This window comes from Stenotrophomonas sp. YJH_SMC_4, from assembly GCF_059371575.1.
On sequence record NZ_JCAFUR010000002.1, the window covers coordinates 174,850 to 191,869 of the forward strand.

Consider the following 17,020-nt stretch of genomic DNA (forward strand, 5'->3'; position numbering starts at 1 on the left):
ATCCGGGTGTGACGGACGCCATTCTAGCTGCCCCTTCGCACTGACTGACCGCCGGTCATTGACCGACGGTCAGTCAGTCGATAGGATGCGCGCACATCCTCCCCCCGGATCCACGCATGAGACGCCTCCAACGGCCCGCCCTGGTGCTGGCGGCCTACCTCGGTACATTCCTCGCTTCGCTGGACATCAGCATCGTCAACGTGGCCCTGCCAACCCTGCAGCAGGCGCTGCAGACCGACATGGCGGGCCTGCAATGGGTGATCAACGCCTATGCGATCGCACTGTCGGCGCTGATGCTGTCGGCCGGTCCGTTGGGGGATCGCTACGGTCATCGGCGGATGTGGCTGCTGAGCGTCGCCACCTTCACCATGGGCTCGCTGCTGTGCACCTGCGCCAACGACCTTTCGACCCTGGTCGCCGGGCGCGCGGTGCAGGGCGTGGCAGGTGCGCTGTTGATTCCCAGTGCGATGCCGATCCTGAGTCACGCATTTCCCGATCCGGGCCAGCGTGCACGCGTGATCGGTGGCTGGTCCGCCTTCAGCGCGCTGGCCCTGGTGCTTGGCCCGTTGCTCGGCGGTGCGCTGGTGCAGCGGGCCGGCTGGCCCAGCATCTTCCTGATCAACCTGCCTTTGGGGCTGCTGGCGTTTGTGCTTGGCGCCTGGAGTATCGCCGAGCGACGGCACCCGCAGCACGCCGCGCTGGATCCGGCCGGGCAGCTGCTCAGCATCGGTGCACTGGGCGCGCTGTGCTATGGCCTGATCGCGATCGGCGAGCAGGGCCTGCTGGCCCCGGTGACGCTTCTGGCGCTGGGCGCCGCAATTGCGGGGCTGATCCTGTTCGGCATCGTCGAGCGGCGGGTGGCACGGCCACTGCTGCCGCTGGACCTGTTCGCCGACGGTCGCTTCCGCATGCTCAACCTGGCCTCGTTCGTGCTGGGCTTCACCGCCTACGCGAGCCTGTTCTTCCTGTCGCTTTTCTTCCAGCAGGCACAGGGGCACAGCGCCGCGCTGGCAGGCTCGCAGCTGGCTCCCCAGTTCCTGTTGATGGGTGTTGTCTCGCTGTTGTTCGGGCGCCTGGTTGCCCGCCTCGGGCTGCATGCCGCGCTGGTGCTGGGCTACCTCCTGGCCGGTGTGGCGCTATGCGCAATGGCCACGTTCGAACCGGCTACTTCGCGCGCTCATGCCACTGCCGTGCTGATGCTGCTTGGCATTGGAATGGGGCTGGCGGTGCCGGCGACCGGCATGGCGATCATGGCCAACGCACCGGCCGAACGTGCAGGTATCGCGTCAGCCACGATGAACGCGCTGCGCCAGGCAGGCATGAGCCTGGGCATCGCGCTGATGGGCAGCCTGATGGGCCAGCGTGCCGTACAGCAGTTCACCGCCTGCGCACAGGCCGCAGGGCAGCAGCGGCTTGTTGCGCAGGCGCGTGAACTGATCCTGCACCCGGGCTCGATGCACGCCACGCCGCAGGTGCTGACCTGGTACCGCAGTGCGATGGCCAGCGGGTTCGGTTGGGCGATGGCGGTGGCGGGTGCGCTGGCCCTGCTTGCGGCGCTTGGGCTGCATCGGCAGCGTGCATCGGCTTGACGCGCAGCATTCAGCCCTGCTGGCGTTGCGGGTCCTCTGCCGTGCGTTCGATCGCCTGAGGCTGTTGTTGCTGCTGGCGCGCGTTGGCGTGGCGTGCGTGTCCACCTTCGCGTCCGATCGTGGCCATGTGCTGGCGGTCGCGGCTGATCGCTTCGCCGCCCTTGCGGCCTGCGACACGTGCTTCGGCCGGACTGAATTCGTGCGCATTGCCGGAGGCATGTGCCGCGCGCCCGCCCTTGGCGGCGATCGCGCGCTGTTTGTCCTGGTCCATCGAGGCGAAGCCCCGGTTGGAGCTGCGCGGGTTCTGCTCAGTCATGTGAAATCTCCTGCAGTGTGGACGCCGCCTTCGTGGGCGACGGCGTCCATGCTTGGCCATCGCACGCTAAGTCCAGGTCGCCATCTTCGCCCCGGTTTTCACGCGCCCTGCGCACCGGGATGATCACGCAGCCGGCCCGGCGGCCGCATTCGTCGCGTATTCACTGCCGGCCCTCGGATGTGCGGCAACGCCGGCGGCCGCAGTGGCGGCGCCGCACATATGTTCGATGATCCTGTGCTGCTGCCCGATGGCTATCAGATAAACGTTCCGGACCGGCAACCGATCAAACTGCGCACCGGTGGCAACTGCTAACGGACCGGTGTCGCGCCCCACGCGGCAGGCGGCAACGATCCACTCTCCATCGCGCGTCAACTGCTGGCTCCGCCGAAGTCGTCAGGATGAACGCACAGTTGCGCGGTCGTCCTATCGCAGATGTTCCGTTGCATGCCTAGAATCGAAGCATCCCGGTAGTTCCCGGGCGCTTCGAGTGAATGGACTCAATGAAGATTTTGTTGACCGGCAGTTCCGGGCGGATCGGGCGCGCGATCTTCGGCGCGCTGGCGGCTGCCCATGAAGTGGTGGGTCTGGACCGCAGTCCGTTTGCCACCACGCGCATCATTGCCGATGTCACCGATCATCAAGCCGTCGTGCGCGCGGTGCAGGGCGTCGACGCGGTCATCCATACCGCGGCCCTGCATGCGCCACACGTCGGCCTGGTACCGGACGCGGTGTTCCAGCAGATCAACGTGGACGCGACTGCGCACCTGCTGCAGGCGGCGCGAGAGGCAGGCGCGCGGCGGTTCGTGTTGACCAGTACCACCGCGCTGTACGGCCACGCGGTGGTGGCAGGGGGATGCCGCTGGATCGATGAGGATACCGAGCCGCTGCCGCGAACGATCTACCACCGCAGCAAGCTGCAGGCCGAGGCCCTGGCTGAAGCTGCCGCCGCACCGGACTTCGGGGTGCGCGTGCTGCGGATGGGGCGCTGCTTCCCGGAACCGCCGGAACGGATGGCGATGTTCCGGTTGCATCGTGGGATCGACGCCCGTGACGTGGCCAGTGCCCATGCCGCGCTGCTGCTGGATGAGGGGCCGGCCTTCGCCCGCTACATCGCCTGCGCCGCGACCCCGTTCCGGCGCGAGGATTGCCTGGAACTGGCCTCCCAGCCGCGCAATGTACTGGCCCGGCGCGTACCGCAGCTGCTGGCCGAGTTCGAGCGCCGCGGCTGGCCATTGCCGCTGAGCGTCGACCGCGTCTACGACAGCGCCCGCATCCGCAGGGAGCTGGGGTGGCAGCCGCGTTTCGGGCCGGACGCCGTGCTGCAGCAGTACGCCGCAGGCAGCATCGAGGTGTTGCCACGCGCGGAGTGGATCAAGGATCGGGTGGCCGAATAGGGGAAGCGGGGACGGATCCCTGTCCCGTCCCTGAGTGGATTCAGGAATGTGTAGGCCGGTCGCCTCAACCTCGTTGGCAGGCGGCCGCTAACCCGGTGCGCTTCCTGCGCCGGGCGGGTCCCGGCGGCCGGTGGCCTGCGCGACGGATCGCGCGCCTGCGCGGTGCCCTCCCGGTGCCGGTCGTCCTGAACTGCCTTGCGGACCCCTCCATGCCTTCTTCCCGTTCCGCCGCTGCCCGCCGCCCGGGCAGCATCGCCCACAAGCTGATGCTGGGCACCGCCGTCATCGCGCTGCTGTGCTTCGGCCTGACGGCGTTCCTGATCTATCGCCAGGCCAGTGCCAGCCTGATCGATGCCTCGCGCCAGACCATGACCAGCGAGGCCAACGCTGAAGCGCGCCAGGTCGCCGCCGATCTGGGCACGGCGTTTGCCAGCAACGATGCCATGGTCGAAGCCGTGCTCGCCCAGCGTGCGCGGGGTGACGTGCCCGATCGCGCCAGCCTGGCTGCCGTGCTGGGCGAGCAGCTGCGCACCCACCCGGAGTGGCTGGGCAAGAGCACCATGTGGGAGGCCGATGCCTTCGATGGCAAGGATGCCGAGTTCGCCAATACCGCGATGCACGATGCCAGCGGCCGCTACATGAGCTACTGGGCCTGGCATGACGGCAAGCCGCAGCAGTCGACCATGACCGACTACACCGAAGCCGCCGACGGCTCGGCCGACTGGTATGTGGTACCCAGCCGCGACAAGCTGCCCAAGGTCAGCGAGCCCTATGCCTACGACATCGCCGGCCAGCAGGTGCTGATGAGCACGTTGAGCTCGCCGATCGTCGAAAACGGTACCTTCCTCGGCGTGTTCACCGTCGACTTCTCGCTGGCGGCGCTGCAGAAGCACCTGGCGACGCTGACGCCGATGGGCGCAGGCCGCGTCGAGCTGCTTTCGCCCAACGGCGTGGTGCTGGCCTCGGCGAATGCCGCCGAGATCGGCAAGCCGCGCACCGACGCATTGACCCGCAGCATGCTGGCCGACATCGCCGCCGACCGCCGGTTCGAAGCCTTCACGCCCGATGCAGCCGGCAACGTGCGCGTCTACGTGCCGCTACGCGTGGGCAATGCCCCGCAGCGCTTCGCGCTGGGCGTGGTGATGCCGCACGCGGTGATCGTGGCCGAGGCGCGCCAGCTGCTGTGGTTGACGCTGCTGGTGGGCGTGGTGGCCGCGCTGACGCTGAGTGCCGGCGTCTATGTGCTGCTGCGCCGCCTGGCGATCCGCCCGTTGGCCGAAGCGGTGCGGGTGGCGGGTGACGTCGCCGCCGGCAAGCTCGACAGCACCTTGCCTGCGCGCAGCAACGATGAAGTGGGCCGCCTGCTGGACGCGATGCAGGGCATGCGCGGGCAGCTGCAGGCGGTGATGGCGGCGCAGGCGGAAATGGCGCGCCGCCACGATGCTGGCGAGCTGAGCTACCGCATGGACGCCACTGCCTTCCCCGGCGAGTACGGCCGCATGGTGGCCGACAGCAACCAGCTGGTGGCTTCCAGCAATGCGGTCACCCAGCGCCTGGTCGAGGTGATGCAGCGTTACGCGGTGGGTGACCTCAGCGTGGACATGGAAGCGCTGCCGGGCGAGAAGGCGGTGTTCACCGCAGCGATGGCCACCACCAAGAGCAACCTGGCCGCGATCAACGAGCAGATCCAGCAGCTGGCCGCCGCCGCGGCGGCCGGCGACTTCGCTGTACGCGGTGATGCCCAGCGCTTCGACCACGATTTCCGCCGCATGGTGGAGACCCTCAACATCATGATGCAGGTCAGCGATCACAACCTGGCTGAGCTTTCGACGCTGCTTCGCGCGATTGCCGCCGGCGACCTCAGCGCACGCATGCGCGGTGATTTCCATGGCGTGTTCGCGGTGATGCGCGACGATGCCAACAGCACCGTGCAGCAGTTGACCCAGATCGTCGGCCAGATCCAGCAGTCGGCCGCCAGCATCCGCCTGGCGGCGGGTGAGATCGCTGCGGGCAACAGCGATCTCTCGCGTCGTACCGAGCAGCAGGCCGCCAACCTCGAAGAAACCGCCGCCTCGATGGAGGAGCTGACCTCCACCGTGCGCCAGAACGCCGACCACGCGCTGCAGGCCAATACCCTGGCAGGATCCGCCGCTGACGTTGCCAGCGAGGGCGGGGAAGTGGTCAACCAGGTGGTGCAGACCATGGAGCAGATCGAGGCCTCCTCGCAGCGCATCGCCGAGATCATTTCGGTGATCGACGGCATCGCCTTCCAGACCAACATCCTGGCGTTGAATGCGGCGGTGGAAGCGGCGCGGGCCGGTGAGCAGGGCCGCGGCTTCGCGGTGGTCGCCAGCGAAGTGCGCGCGCTGGCGCAACGCTCGGCGGGCGCAGCGAAGGAGATCAAGGAACTGATCGACGCATCCGTGGCGCAGGTCGGTGCCGGTGCGCAGCTGGTGCACGGTGCGGGCCGTACCATGCAGGCCATCGTCGGCCAGGTGGGGCGCGTCAACGAGATCATGGCCGAGATCTCGGCTGCGTCGCGCGAACAGTCCGCCGGCATCGAGCAGGTCAACCAGACCGTGGTGCAGATGGATGAGACCACCCAGCAGAATGCCGCGCTGGTGGAGGAAGCCAGCGCCGCGGCGCGGGCTATGGAGGAGCAGGCCGAGCAGCTGGCCGTGGCGGTCTCGCGCTTCCGCCTGCAGGCCGAACCGGAGGCCATGGCCCGCCGCGCGGCCTGATCCCGGAAACGAAGACGCCCGGCGGGGGCCGGGCGTCGGTTGCATCCTTGCCGCGCATCCTGCGCAGGTCTGATGGCTCAGAACATTCCTTCAAACGGGTTCCAGCTGGTACGTCCTTCCACCTTCTCCAGGTAGTAGCTGTAGTTGGTGCTGGAGGCGACCAGCAGGTTCATGGCGATGAACAGCATGCGCCCGACGACGTCCGGAAGGAACATGGTGATGATGGCCAGCGCGATGTTGATGCCGATCACCACCAGTGCCTTGCGCCACATGCCAAGAATCAGCAGGTAGATGGCACCGAAGAACAACGCGAAGAAGTTCAGGTTGATCTTCAGGCGGTCACCAAAGGACAGCGCCTTCCAGGCCTGCTTGAAGCCGGGGTTCTTGGGGGCGCCGTGCTGGCGGAAGAAGTTGAAGCGGAACTGCCACTTCGGGCTGAACTGGGACAGGTCAGTGGTATTCATTGGGGGAGACATCCCTGTGAGAAAACGTTTTCATGATAGGACAAGTCCTATTCAGGATCCAAGCGTCACCGTCAAAAATGTGACGCCTGCCTTGTTCCGGCTGCTGCGGCAGGGGCGCGCACCGTCACCCGCCCGCCTTGTTTTTAGGATAGGGTGCGCAGTTCCGCTGCCGCACCAGCTGAATCCGTGCGGCGGCGGGATGTCCATGGAGGTTGCATGACCACACCTGCTACACCGGAAAACGCACCGGGACCGGTGCTCCTGCCGACACCTGAAGTGGTGCAGGCACAACAGCTGCTCGCACGCCAGCAACTGGCGGTGGCGATGGACCGTGCACGCACGGCGGCTACGCAGAGCGCGGCGCCCGCCGCCGCATTGGAAAGCGAGTAATCCGCAACACCGCCGATCGCGCTGGCCCGTCGCCAGCGCGATCGCGGCGGACGCTCTTGGTCAGAACCGCGCGGTCATGCTGAGGAAGTAGCTGCGCCCGGCCACGAAGTAATCGGTGGAGCCTTCCGCATACAGCTTCTTGTCGGCCAGGTTGCTGACGCCGCCACGCAGGGTCAGTACCTCATTGACGTTCCAGGCGGCGGTCAGGTCATACAGCGTGTAGGCCTTGAGGAAGGTCGTCGCCGTGCCGGCCTGCCTGCCGGTGTACTGCGCCGACAGGCTGCTGGAAAACACCGCGTCGGGCGTCCAGTCCAGCGACGAATAGCCCGAGAATTCGGGGGTATCGATCAGGTTGCGGCCGGTGGTCAGGTTCCTGGCTTCCTTCATCCATGTCGCCGAGGTGCGCCAGCGCCAGTGCTCGCCGAAGCGGACATTGAAGCTGCCTTCCATGCCGCTGGTGCGTGCGCGCTGCACGTTGCTCATCCGCGTCCACCAGATGCCGTTGAACCTGCCCAGCGGTGCGTACTCGATCTTGTTCCTGAAGTCGGTGTGGAAGTAGGTCAGGCCGGCATCGACCAGATCGTTGTCGAAGCTGATGCCGATTTCGCGGTTGGTGCTGGTTTCCGGGTCCAGGTCCGGGTTGCCGGCCATGTAGCAGCCGCCGCGGGTATAGCCCAGCGGAATCAGCGAGGTGCAGCCACGGCCACCGGACTGGGTGGCGGCGCTGGCGGAGTTCTCGGTCAGGCTGGGGGCGCGGAAGCCCTTGGAAACGCCACCGCGGATGGTCCATTGCTCGGCCGGATGCCAGACCAGGTAGGCGCGCGGGCTGACGTGGCCACCGAACGTCTCATGGTGGTCCAGGCGCGCGCCCAGGGTCAGTGCCAGGGTGCGGTGCAGCTTCACTTCGTCTTCGACGAACAGGGCCCAGGTATCCACTTCCAGATCGGAGCCGCTGACGGCATTGCCGGCATAGTCGATCGGCGCGCGGCCGATGGTGTCGGTGTTGGTCAGCTCCTGGCGCTTCCACTGGCCGCCCACGGCGAACTGGTGTTCAACGCCGAGGGTGAACGGCGTGGTCAGGCTGCCCTCGATGATCGTATCGGTGGCTTCGGAACGGCCGGTAGCACCGATGTCGTTCCTGTACTCGGTCCAGTACGCACTGATCTTCGAATTGCCGAAGCTCCACTTGCCATCGTGGTTGAGCGCCAGCGAGCTGCGCTTGAGTTCGCTGGCACCCCAGGCGCCTTCATCCTGCTTTTCCAGCGAAGCGTCGATGAAGGCCTGCTGCACGCCATGGCCGGCTTCGAGCGACAGTTCCTGCGCGTCGCTCAGTTTCCACTGCAGCAGCGCATCGACATTGCGGTCCTTCTCGCCTGCATACGCGTTGCCGTAGACACCACCATTGGAGCGATCCGAATCGCGGCGCATGCTGTTGGCACCGATGCGCAGGCCGAAGCGCTCGCCGAGCGGGCCGGAGAACGTCGCGCCGATCTGCTGGGTGTCGCCGCGCTTGCCGTCGCCCGGGCGGGTATAGCTGTGGGTGGCGCTGCCGCTCCAGTCATCACCGATGCGCCGGGTGATGATGTTGATCACGCCGCCCATGGCGTCGGAGCCATACAGCGACGACATCGGTCCGCGCACCACTTCGATGCGCTCGATCTGGTCGGGCGAGATCCAGTTCAGGTCCTGGCGGCCCAGGTCCGGCCGGTAGTTGGTCGAGGCCGAGCTGCCCATGCGCTTGCCGTCCACCAGCACCAGCGTGTAGTTCGACGGCATGCCGCGCAGCTTGATCTTGGACTGCTCGCCAACCGCACTGAGGCCACCGGTCACGCCGGGCACGCGGCTGAGCAGGGTGGCCAGGTCGTGCACCGGCTGGCGCGCGATGTCCTCGCGGCTGATCACGCTGATGCTGGCCGGCGCATCCTTGATCCATTGCTGGTTGCCCGAGGCGGTGACCACCACGGTATCCAGGTCCTTGGTGGAGGCATCGGCGCTGGCCTCTGCAGCGGCCACGCCGGGCAGGGCCAGCAGGCAGGCGGTGGCCAGGGCACTGGCCAGGCGGGTGCGCGGCAGGCGCGCGGAACGGGAGCGGAACGGCTGGGACATGACGGCTTCCATCGAATGAGGGGGGACCGGATGGAAGCAGCGGGCACACGCAGACAAGCAGGCAGGCCCCCTTCCATGGGTCGTAGGGCGCACGGTTCGGGCCGGCGCAGCTGGGTGGGTCTCGGCCGTACGGAAGACGGCGACCTGCCTGGTTAATGAAATGATAACCGTTCGCGTTTGTTACGATCCAGTACCCGGTGCCACGAAGCGACATTCCGCTGCGCGGTCCGCCATCGCCTGCTGTTTGCTGAATGGGGATAAATCCCGGCGTAGACCTTCGCACTCGGCTTACATCCGGCGCCCTAGACTGGGCCGCATTTTCGATTCCGCCCCGTTGGAGATCGTGTGGGTTCCGGTAGTGACAGACAGCGACTGTGCGGCCAAGGGCCGGTACAGCCAGGACAAGTGCGGGCGCCGGGAAGGCGCGCCGGGAACCTTCGCGCATGCAGCCCGGCCGGGACGGCCGGCCATGCCGATCGTGGGGAGTAAGCGGTGATGGGGGGTCAAACCATCCACGCGGAAGCGGATGCGCCCCGGCTCGACGCCGGCTGGGCGCTGCTGCCGGCCGAATCTCCGCTGCCGATGCCCGAACAGACCCTGCGCGAAGGCAAGCTGAAGGTCCGTCGGCACCGTACCTCGCCACGCCTGATCGGCCTGCGCCGGTTCTACATCTTCGGCGGCACCCTGGCCATGACCGCCATCGCCACCCGCATGATGTGGCGGGTGCTGTCGGCCAATGGCATCAGCGTGCTGGAAGCCTGCCTGCTGGTGCTGTTCGTCGGCCTGTTTGCCTGGATCGCGCTGTCCTTCGCCAGCGCCGTGGCCGGCTTCCTGACCGCCGTGTTCGACCGTGGCTATCGCCTTGGCATCGACCCGGACAAGCCGCTGCCGACCGTGCACAGCCGCACCGCGCTGCTGATGCCGACCTACAACGAGGATCCGCGCCGACTGCTGGCGGGCCTGCAGGCGATCTACGAGTCGGTGGCCGCCACCGGCCAGCTCGAACGCTTCGACTTCTTCGTGCTCAGCGATACCCGGCGCGAGGACATCGCACGCGCCGAGGAGCAGGTATTCGCCGAACTGCGCGAGCGCGTGCCGGACGGCCAGACGCGGCTGTTCTACCGCCGCCGTGGCGACAACAGCGGGCGCAAGGCCGGCAACATCGCCGACTGGGTGCGCCGCTTCGGTGGCGCTTACCCGCAGATGCTGATCCTGGACGCCGACAGCCTGATGACCGGCGACAGCATCGTGCGCCTGGTGGCCGGCATGGAACACAACGCCGATGTCGGCCTGATCCAGACCCTGCCCTCGGTGATCGGTGGCCGCACCCTGTTCGCACGCATGCAGCAGTTCGGCGGTCGCGTGTACGGCCCGGTGATTGCCCGTGGCGTGGCCTGGTGGCATGGCGCCGAGAGCAACTACTGGGGCCACAACGCCATCATCCGCACCCGTGCCTTCGCCGACCACGCCGGCTTGCCAGCGCTGCCGGGGCGCAAGCCGTTCGGCGGCCACGTGCTCAGCCACGATTTCGTCGAAGCGGCGCTGATGCGCCGTGGCGGCTGGGCCGCGCACATGGTGCCGTACCTGGGGGGCAGCTACGAAGAAGGCCCGCCGACCCTGACCGACCTGCTGGTGCGCGACCGTCGCTGGTGCCAGGGCAACCTGCAGCACGGCAAGGTGGTCGGCAGCCGTGGCCTGCACTGGATCAGCCGCACTCACATGCTGATCGGCATCGGCCATTACTTCACCGCGCCGATGTGGGCGATGCTGATGCTGATCGGCATTGCGATCCCGCTGTTCCAGGAAGGCATCGATTTCAACGCCCTGCTGCACCTGTCACCCAGCGTGTACTGGCGGGCCCAGGACGAGGAGCAGGTGGTGCGCCTGTTCGCCGCCACCATGGCGGTGCTGCTGCTGCCCAAGGTGCTGGGCTATCTGGCGATGCTGCTGGACCCTGTCGACCGCCGCGGTTGCGGCGGTGCGATCCGTGCGTTCGTGTCGATGCTGGTGGAGACCGTGCTGGCCGCACTGATGGCACCGGTGGTGATGTACGTGCAGTCGCGCGGCGTGGCCGAAGTGCTGTCCGGCCGCGATTCCGGCTGGGACGCACAGCAGCGTGACGATGGTGGCATCTCGTGGATGGCCTTGATCCGTGGCTACGGCGGGCTGGGTGTGTTTGGTGCGTTCATGGGTGTGCTGGCGTGGGCGGTGTCGCCGTCGCTGGCAGCCTGGATGGCGCCGGTGGTGATCGGCATGGTGCTGGCCGTTCCGGTGGTGGCGCTGACCTCCTCGCGCGGCCCGGGTGCCTTCCTGCATCGCCTCGGCCTGCTCGACATCCCCGAAGAGAACATTCCGCCACCGGTGCTGGTGCGCGCCGCGCAGCTGCGCCGGGAAGCCGCCGAGCAACCGCCGCTGTACTGATGGCCCTGCACCAGCGGCATAATGCGGCTCGAACTTGAAGGAGCCGCATCATGCTGCAAACGGTGGAACAGGAAACCGGCGCCTCGCCACAGTGGTCGGTAATCTGGCTGCACGGGCTTGGCGCCGACGGCCACGACTTCGCGCCGATCGTGCCGGAACTGGTGCGTCCGCACTGGCCGGCGCTGCGCTTCGTGTTCCCGCACGCACCGGTGCGGCCGATCACGATCAACAACGGCGTGCCGATGCGCGGCTGGTACGACATCGTCGGAATGGACTTCCGGTCGCGTGCCGACATGGCCGGCGTGCAGGAGTCGGTGCTGCAGCTGGACGCGCTGATCGCACGTGAGATCGAGCGCGGCGTCGCGCCGGAGAAGATCTTCCTGGCCGGCTTCTCGCAGGGCGGGGCGATCATCCTCACCGCTGCACTGTCGCGCACCGCGCCACTGGCCGGCCTGATCGCACTGTCCACTTACCTGCCGGAAGCCGAGAGCGCCAGGCGCGTTGACGGTGCGGTGCAGGTGCCGGCGTTCATGGCCCATGGCAGCAGCGACCCGGTGATTCCGCAGGCGGTGGCCGTACACAGCGCGCAGGCCCTGCAGGCGCTGGGCCTGGAGGTGGAGTGGCACAGCTATCCGATGGCCCACCAGGTCTGCGCCGAAGAGATCCAGGCGCTGGGTGACTGGCTGCAGGAACGGTTGGGCGCTGCCTGAGCCATGCCCCCGGCCAGCACATCGCCGTGGATGCCGGAACTGTGCCGCCTGCCGCGGCTGGCGGCGATGCTCGGCCTGGCCCAGCTGGTGGTGGTGGTGCTGGCGCTGGCGCCCGATGGCAGCCGCCACTGGACCTTCGGCGAGCTGCTGTCGGCCAGCGGCTTCGCGCTGTGGCTGGCGCTGGCGGTGACCGCCAGCCTGTGCCTCCTGCGGCAGGCTCTGTCGAGGCTGCCGCCGGTGCTGGGCGCTGTCGCGGCGATCGTGCTGGCGACCCTGATCGCGGTGGTCTGTGCCGGCATCGTGCATGCACTGTACGCGGTACTGGGCGACAACTTCGCCCGCGGCATCAGCTTCTGGCGCTTCACCCTGGGCAGTGCGGCAACCACGGCACTGATCGCCGCGCTTGCCCTGCGCTACTTCTATGTGAGCGATCGCTGGGCCGCGCAGGTGCAGGCCAACGCGCGTGCCCAGGCCGACGCGCTGCAGGCGCGGATCCGGCCGCACTTCCTGTTCAACAGCATGAACCTGATTGCCAGCCTGCTGCATCGCGATCCGGCGGTGGCCGAACGCGCGGTGCTGGATCTGTCCGATCTGTTCCGTGCTGCCCTGGGCGCGGGCGAGGGCGACTCCACCCTGCGTGACGAATGCGAGCTGGCCGAGCGCTATCTGTCGATAGAGTCGCTGCGCCTCGGCGAGCGTCTGCAGGTGCGCTGGCAGCGCGATGAGCCGCTGCCGTGGGACCTGCCACTGCCGAGGCTGGTACTGCAGCCGCTGGTGGAAAACGCAGTGCTGCATGGCATTTCGCGGCTGCCCGAGGGCGGCACCATCGAATTGCAGCTGGTGCGCGAGGGCAAGGAGCTGCAGATCTGCGTGCGCAATCCCGCACCCGATCCGCAGGCGCCGGGGTTGGCGCTGGCGCGTGGTGCCGGCCATGCCCAGCACAGCATCGCTCATCGGCTGGCCTGGCGCTTCGGCGCCGCCGCGCGGATGACGGCTGGCTGGAGCGAGGGCTACTATGCCTGCCAGGTGACAGTGCCGATCCAGTGAGGGGACGACCGTGAGGGTAGTCATCGCCGATGACGAACCGCTGGCGCGGGAACGCCTGCGCAGCCTGCTGGCGGCGCAGGACGGGGTGGACGTGGTGGCCGAGGCCGGGAACGGCGAGCAGGCCCTGCATGCGTGCGCGGAGCTGCAGCCGGACCTGGTCCTGCTGGATATCGCCATGCCCGGGCTGGACGGCCTGGAAGCCGCCCGCCACCTGGCCAGCTTCGAGCCGCGCCCGGCGGTGGTGTTCTGCACGGCTTATGACGCGCATGCGCTGTCGGCGTTCGAGGCGGCGGCCATCGATTACCTGATGAAGCCGGTCCGCGCCGAGCGCCTTGCCGCAGCGATCGCACGTGCACGCACGTTCCTGGCCGGCCGCGATGGCCAGCCGCAGGACAGCGGCGGGCAGCAGGCCCGCAGCATGCTGTGCGCACGCCTGCGTGGCAGCCTGCGGCTGATCCCGCTGGACGACATCCACTACCTGCAGGCGGAAGAGAAGTACGTGGTGGTGCACCATGCGCGCGGCGAGGACCTGATCGAGGAGTCGCTGAAGTCGCTGGAGGAAGAGTTCGCCAGCCGCTTCATCCGCATCCATCGCAACTGCCTGGTGGCGCGCCACGAGCTGGTGGAGCTGCGTCGAGGCACGGGTGGTCAAGTGCAGGCGGTGCTGCGGCATGGCAAGCAGCCGCTGGAAGTCAGCCGCCGCTGCGTGGCGACGCTGAAGCAGGAACTGCGGCATCTGTGAGTGGTCCGCGCGGCCTGCGGCCGCGACTGCTTACGAGCAACGTCTGGAGCAACGGCAACTGCAACTGCAACGGCAACTGCAACGGCGGTTGGTCGGCTCGTTGGTGCTACGTACTGGGTCGGGCCGGGGTGGGGTGGCGGGACACGCTGCAAGTACATCCCTGTAGCTCGATGGCGCCATCCATGGCGCCAACGGTCCCGCCACCCCACCCCGGCCCAACCCTCTCGTTTTTCCCGCGTCGGACGGCAAAGGCATTGTTGTTATCGGGTGGGGAAAGAGGGGTCAGATCCCTTTTCCTGCGGAAAAGGGATCTGACCCCGGAAGCAATCGGCTTTTGATTCTTTCTTTTGATCTTCCGTGGCTGATGCACACGGAAACTGTCAGAGGCCGGGCGGGGCGGGTTCGCGGGGGTGTCCGCGGCATGGATGCCGCGGCCAAGCCTCCACGGACGGATTCACGGCGTCCCCCGCGAACCCGCCCCGCCCGGCCTAGTGCAATGATCCAGCAGTTCGCTCCAGCCACGAGGGGCTCCGCCGTTGGCCGTATCCGCGCCGGAGGCGCGATAATGACCGGATGGAAACCGTCCGCATCGCCACCCGCAAGAGCCCGCTCGCCCTCTGGCAGAGCGAACACGTCGCCGACCGCCTGCGCCAGGCCCATCCCGGCTTGCATGTGGAACTGGTGCCGATGAGCACCCGCGGCGACGAAGTGCTCGACCGTTCGCTGGCCGCCATCGGTGGCAAGGGCCTGTTCCTGAAGGAGCTGGAGCTGGCCATGCTGCGCGGTGAGGCCGACTGCGCGGTGCACTCGCTGAAGGACGTGCCGATGGAACTGGACCCGCCGTTCGCGTTGCCGGCAATGCTGACCCGCCACGATCCCGCCGATGGCTTCGTCTCCAACCTGTACGCCTCGCTGGACGCGCTGCCGATCGGTGCGCGGGTCGGGACCTCGTCGCTGCGTCGCCAGGCGCAGCTGCGCGCGCTGCGACCGGACCTGGAACTGCTCGACCTGCGCGGTAACGTCAACACCCGGCTGGCCAAACTCGACAACGGTGGCTACGACGCCATCGTGCTGGCCGTGGCCGGCCTGGAGCGTCTGGGTCTGGGCGAGCGCATCGTCGCGCGCCTGCAACCGCCGCAGTGGCTGCCGGCCCCGGCGCAGGGCGCGGTGGCGGTGGAGTGCGATGGTGGCAATGCGCGTCTGATGGCGTTGTTCGCCCCGCTTGATGACGCGGCCACGCGTGCCTGCGTGGAAGCCGAGCGGGCGATGAACCGTGCGTTGCATGGCAGCTGCCACGTGCCGGTGGCGGCCATCGCGCAGTGGCAGGGCGATGACCTGCACCTGCAGGGCCTGGTTGGCAGCGCCAGCGACGGCCGTGCGGTGCGCGCCGAAGCCGTGGGCCCCGCCAATGACCCGGAAGGCCTGGGCCAGCGCGTGGCGAAGCTGCTGCTGGACGATGGCGCCGGCGAACTGCTGAACGTCTGAGCCACCGCGGGTAGTGCCGGCCGCTGGCCGGCAACCTCGTGCCCCAGTTGAATGCAGTTGCCGGCCAGCGGCCGGCACTACCGGAAGAAGAACGGGCGCCCTTGGCGCCCGTTTCTTACTTGAACTTGTAGACCACGTTCATCGTGGTCAGCGTATCGGTCTTGCGCTTGTCCTCGGCCACGTCACTGTTGTAACGCGCCTGCCAGCCGGCCTTCAGCGCCAGGTGCTCGTTCATGCTCACCGACACGCCGAAGTCGTTCTGGCCGAAGGTGTTGTACGAACCGGATTCGACCAGCAGGGTGTTGACCAGGTCGGTGTTGTCGGTCAGCGAGTACTTCATGTCGAACAGGCCGCGGCCGATCATGCCGGTGCGGGTGCGGTCGTCCTCGGTGCTGTGGGTGCGGCGCACACCGGGGCCGATCTGCGCGTCGAACGAGAAGCGCTCGGTGTTCCACAGGCGGGTGCCGTAACCCAGACCGAACGAGCTCTGGCGGTCGTAGGTGGCGAAGTCGTCGCGCTCTGTACGCACCGTGGCCGTCAGCTGGCGGTGCTCGCCCAGCTGCAGCGCGCTGCCGGCACTGCCGGTGTAGCGGTTGGCGGTGGTGTTGTTGCGGCGGGTAGTGGTGCCGTCGTCGCGGGTCTCGGTCACCTTGGAGCTGGAACGCAGGCCGGCCAGGTCCATGCTGTGCACCCAGTCGCCGTCGGTGTAGCGCAGGCGCAGGCGGCCGTTGAAGCTCTCGGTGCTGCTGTTGCCGCGTGCCGAGGCGAAGCCGAGCTCGCCGCCACTGCCGCTCCACGGCGAAGACATCGCCGCCAGTTCGGAGGCATCCTGTGCATACGCGAGCGGCGCGCACAGCAGCAGGGGGATCAGCAGGGACACGCGCAGGGACATCGGGGCTTCTCCGAAGCGGTTGACAGCCGGTGATGATACTGGAAGCGTGATGGCGGTCAGAATCGATCCAAGGCGCGCTTCAGCAGACGTTGCCGCGGACGCCTATTCAGGGCAAATCGATACGCAATGCCGGGTCGTTGAAGCGCGAATAGCGCAGGCGCAGCTGGAAATTGCGGCCGTTGCTGCTGCCGCTGCGCACGATCTGCCGTGGCAGGCCCTGGGCGTCCACCCAGTACTCCAGGCGTTCGCCGGCCTGCGCGCCGCGCAGGCGGTAGTGACGGGTCTCGACTCCATCCAGCGATTGGCTGCCCAGGTCTTCGGCCTGCAGTTCGGCAGGCAGGGCGTCGGCCGGCAAGGGATTGCGCCACTGCTCCAGCAGGCCCGGCGGGGTGGGAGCCTGGCGGATCGCACCGTCGGCCTGCAGGAACATGGTGTCGCCAATGATCGTCTGCGACCCGCCCGGGGTCTGTACCCGGAAGCGGTCGGGGGCGACGAAGTCCATGGCGCTGCGCACCGGCTGCGGTGCGCCCAGCACCTCCAGCTCGGCATGGAAACTGCCCAGGGCCGCAAAGCGTTGGCTGGCGCCCAGTACGGCCTGGGCCGGATCGGCCGCGGGCACGGGGGCTTCGGTCCTGGCCGGCGCCGGTGCGCGATCGCAGGCAGCCAGCAGCAGGCAGGCCAGCAGGGACAGGGCGGGCAACCGGCGCATCGGGCATTCCATGG

The 17,020-nt window shown here is 67.9% G+C and carries 14 protein-coding genes and 1 pseudogene; 10 read left to right on the forward strand and 5 right to left on the reverse strand.

Annotated features, from left to right (window positions below):
• Nucleotides 1-116 precede the first annotated feature (116 nt).
• Entirely contained in the window at nt 117-1,589 is a 1,473-nt protein-coding gene (locus AC5P9F_RS04315) for an MFS transporter (protein ID WP_495231894.1), read from the forward strand.
• Between the two features lie 10 nt (nt 1,590-1,599).
• Here AC5P9F_RS04315 and AC5P9F_RS04320 read toward each other — a convergent pair whose 3' ends face one another.
• Nucleotides 1,600-1,905 (reverse strand): KGG domain-containing protein, encoded by a 306-nt coding sequence (locus AC5P9F_RS04320; RefSeq protein ID WP_024957919.1) that lies wholly within the window; start codon nt 1,903-1,905, stop codon nt 1,600-1,602.
• Between the two features lie 121 nt (nt 1,906-2,026).
• Here AC5P9F_RS04320 and AC5P9F_RS04325 point away from each other — a divergent pair.
• The 3 genes and pseudogenes from AC5P9F_RS04325 to AC5P9F_RS04335 all read left to right on the forward strand — a co-directional run.
• Nucleotides 2,027-2,307: pseudogene (locus AC5P9F_RS04325) on the forward strand (S41 family peptidase); the annotation flags it as partial.
• Nucleotides 2,308-2,405: 98 nt separating this feature from the next.
• The gene (locus tag AC5P9F_RS04330) at nt 2,406-3,299 is read left to right on the forward strand and encodes an NAD-dependent epimerase/dehydratase family protein (RefSeq protein ID WP_043034587.1); all 894 of its coding nucleotides are present in this window, start codon (nt 2,406-2,408) and stop codon (nt 3,297-3,299) included.
• A 209-nt stretch (nt 3,300-3,508) separates the two neighbouring features.
• Nucleotides 3,509-6,040: a methyl-accepting chemotaxis protein gene (locus AC5P9F_RS04335; protein WP_043034588.1), complete on the forward strand. Its 2,532-nt coding sequence runs from the start codon at nt 3,509-3,511 to the stop codon at nt 6,038-6,040.
• Nucleotides 6,041-6,117: 77 nt separating this feature from the next.
• Here the strand turns inward: AC5P9F_RS04335 and AC5P9F_RS04340 are convergent, their stop codons facing one another.
• Nucleotides 6,118-6,504: a DUF2628 domain-containing protein gene (locus AC5P9F_RS04340; RefSeq protein ID WP_024957921.1), complete on the reverse strand. Its 387-nt coding sequence runs from the start codon at nt 6,502-6,504 to the stop codon at nt 6,118-6,120.
• A gap of 216 nt (nt 6,505-6,720) precedes the next feature.
• Here AC5P9F_RS04340 and AC5P9F_RS04345 point away from each other — a divergent pair, with 216 nt between their 5' ends.
• Entirely contained in the window at nt 6,721-6,894 is a 174-nt protein-coding gene (locus tag AC5P9F_RS04345; protein ID WP_005411154.1) for a hypothetical protein, read from the forward strand.
• A 60-nt stretch (nt 6,895-6,954) separates the two neighbouring features.
• Here AC5P9F_RS04345 and AC5P9F_RS04350 read toward each other — a convergent pair whose 3' ends face one another.
• Nucleotides 6,955-9,000 (reverse strand): TonB-dependent receptor domain-containing protein, encoded by a 2,046-nt coding sequence (locus AC5P9F_RS04350; protein ID WP_049418129.1) that lies wholly within the window; start codon nt 8,998-9,000, stop codon nt 6,955-6,957.
• Nucleotides 9,001-9,495: 495 nt separating this feature from the next.
• Between AC5P9F_RS04350 and mdoH the strand changes: the two genes are divergently transcribed.
• The 5 genes from mdoH (at nt 9,496) to hemC (ending at nt 15,405) form a co-directional block, all read left to right on the forward strand.
• The gene (gene mdoH, locus AC5P9F_RS04355; protein ID WP_005414555.1) at nt 9,496-11,421 is read left to right on the forward strand and encodes a glucans biosynthesis glucosyltransferase MdoH; all 1,926 of its coding nucleotides are present in this window, start codon (nt 9,496-9,498) and stop codon (nt 11,419-11,421) included.
• A 50-nt stretch (nt 11,422-11,471) separates the two neighbouring features.
• On the forward strand, nt 11,472-12,131 hold the full coding sequence (locus tag AC5P9F_RS04360; protein ID WP_012481332.1) for an alpha/beta hydrolase: 660 nt from the start codon (nt 11,472-11,474) through the stop codon (nt 12,129-12,131).
• Between the two features lie 3 nt (nt 12,132-12,134).
• The gene (locus AC5P9F_RS04365) at nt 12,135-13,178 is read left to right on the forward strand and encodes a sensor histidine kinase (RefSeq protein ID WP_024957924.1); all 1,044 of its coding nucleotides are present in this window, start codon (nt 12,135-12,137) and stop codon (nt 13,176-13,178) included.
• Between the two features lie 10 nt (nt 13,179-13,188).
• A complete protein-coding gene (locus AC5P9F_RS04370; RefSeq protein WP_012481330.1) occupies nt 13,189-13,920 on the forward strand; it encodes a LytR/AlgR family response regulator transcription factor in 732 nt (243 codons plus the stop codon).
• Between the two features lie 573 nt (nt 13,921-14,493).
• Nucleotides 14,494-15,405 carry a hydroxymethylbilane synthase gene (gene hemC, locus AC5P9F_RS04375; protein ID WP_012481329.1) on the forward strand — a complete coding sequence of 304 codons (912 nt, stop codon included), beginning with the start codon at nt 14,494-14,496 and terminating at the stop codon, nt 15,403-15,405.
• Nucleotides 15,406-15,520: 115 nt separating this feature from the next.
• Here hemC and AC5P9F_RS04380 read toward each other — a convergent pair whose 3' ends face one another.
• Together AC5P9F_RS04380 and AC5P9F_RS04385 are read right to left on the reverse strand one after the other, a co-directional pair.
• A complete protein-coding gene (locus tag AC5P9F_RS04380; RefSeq protein ID WP_005411146.1) occupies nt 15,521-16,297 on the reverse strand; it encodes a DUF481 domain-containing protein in 777 nt (258 codons plus the stop codon).
• A gap of 106 nt (nt 16,298-16,403) precedes the next feature.
• The gene (locus AC5P9F_RS04385) at nt 16,404-17,006 is read right to left on the reverse strand and encodes a LolA-like protein (protein WP_049397489.1); all 603 of its coding nucleotides are present in this window, start codon (nt 17,004-17,006) and stop codon (nt 16,404-16,406) included.
• Nucleotides 17,007-17,020: the final 14 nt, after the last annotated feature.

Excerpts from the sequence above, each read along its gene's own strand:
- AC5P9F_RS04315 (WP_495231894.1), top strand. The coding sequence starts at position 117 with ATGAGACGCCTCCAACGGCCCGCCCTGGTGCTGGCGGCCTACCTCGGT.
- AC5P9F_RS04320 (WP_024957919.1), bottom strand. The coding sequence starts at position 1,905 with ATGACTGAGCAGAACCCGCGCAGCTCCAACCGGGGCTTCGCCTCGATG.
- AC5P9F_RS04330 (WP_043034587.1), top strand. The coding sequence starts at position 2,406 with ATGAAGATTTTGTTGACCGGCAGTTCCGGGCGGATCGGGCGCGCGATC.
- AC5P9F_RS04335 (WP_043034588.1), top strand. The coding sequence starts at position 3,509 with ATGCCTTCTTCCCGTTCCGCCGCTGCCCGCCGCCCGGGCAGCATCGCC.
- AC5P9F_RS04340 (WP_024957921.1), bottom strand. The coding sequence starts at position 6,504 with ATGAATACCACTGACCTGTCCCAGTTCAGCCCGAAGTGGCAGTTCCGC.
- AC5P9F_RS04345 (WP_005411154.1), top strand. The coding sequence starts at position 6,721 with ATGACCACACCTGCTACACCGGAAAACGCACCGGGACCGGTGCTCCTG.
- AC5P9F_RS04350 (WP_049418129.1), bottom strand. The coding sequence starts at position 9,000 with ATGTCCCAGCCGTTCCGCTCCCGTTCCGCGCGCCTGCCGCGCACCCGC.
- mdoH (WP_005414555.1), top strand. The coding sequence starts at position 9,496 with ATGGGGGGTCAAACCATCCACGCGGAAGCGGATGCGCCCCGGCTCGAC.
- AC5P9F_RS04360 (WP_012481332.1), top strand. The coding sequence starts at position 11,472 with ATGCTGCAAACGGTGGAACAGGAAACCGGCGCCTCGCCACAGTGGTCG.
- AC5P9F_RS04365 (WP_024957924.1), top strand. The coding sequence starts at position 12,135 with ATGCCCCCGGCCAGCACATCGCCGTGGATGCCGGAACTGTGCCGCCTG.
- hemC (WP_012481329.1), top strand. The coding sequence starts at position 14,494 with ATGGAAACCGTCCGCATCGCCACCCGCAAGAGCCCGCTCGCCCTCTGG.
- AC5P9F_RS04380 (WP_005411146.1), bottom strand. The coding sequence starts at position 16,297 with ATGTCCCTGCGCGTGTCCCTGCTGATCCCCCTGCTGCTGTGCGCGCCG.
- AC5P9F_RS04385 (WP_049397489.1), bottom strand. The coding sequence starts at position 17,006 with ATGCGCCGGTTGCCCGCCCTGTCCCTGCTGGCCTGCCTGCTGCTGGCT.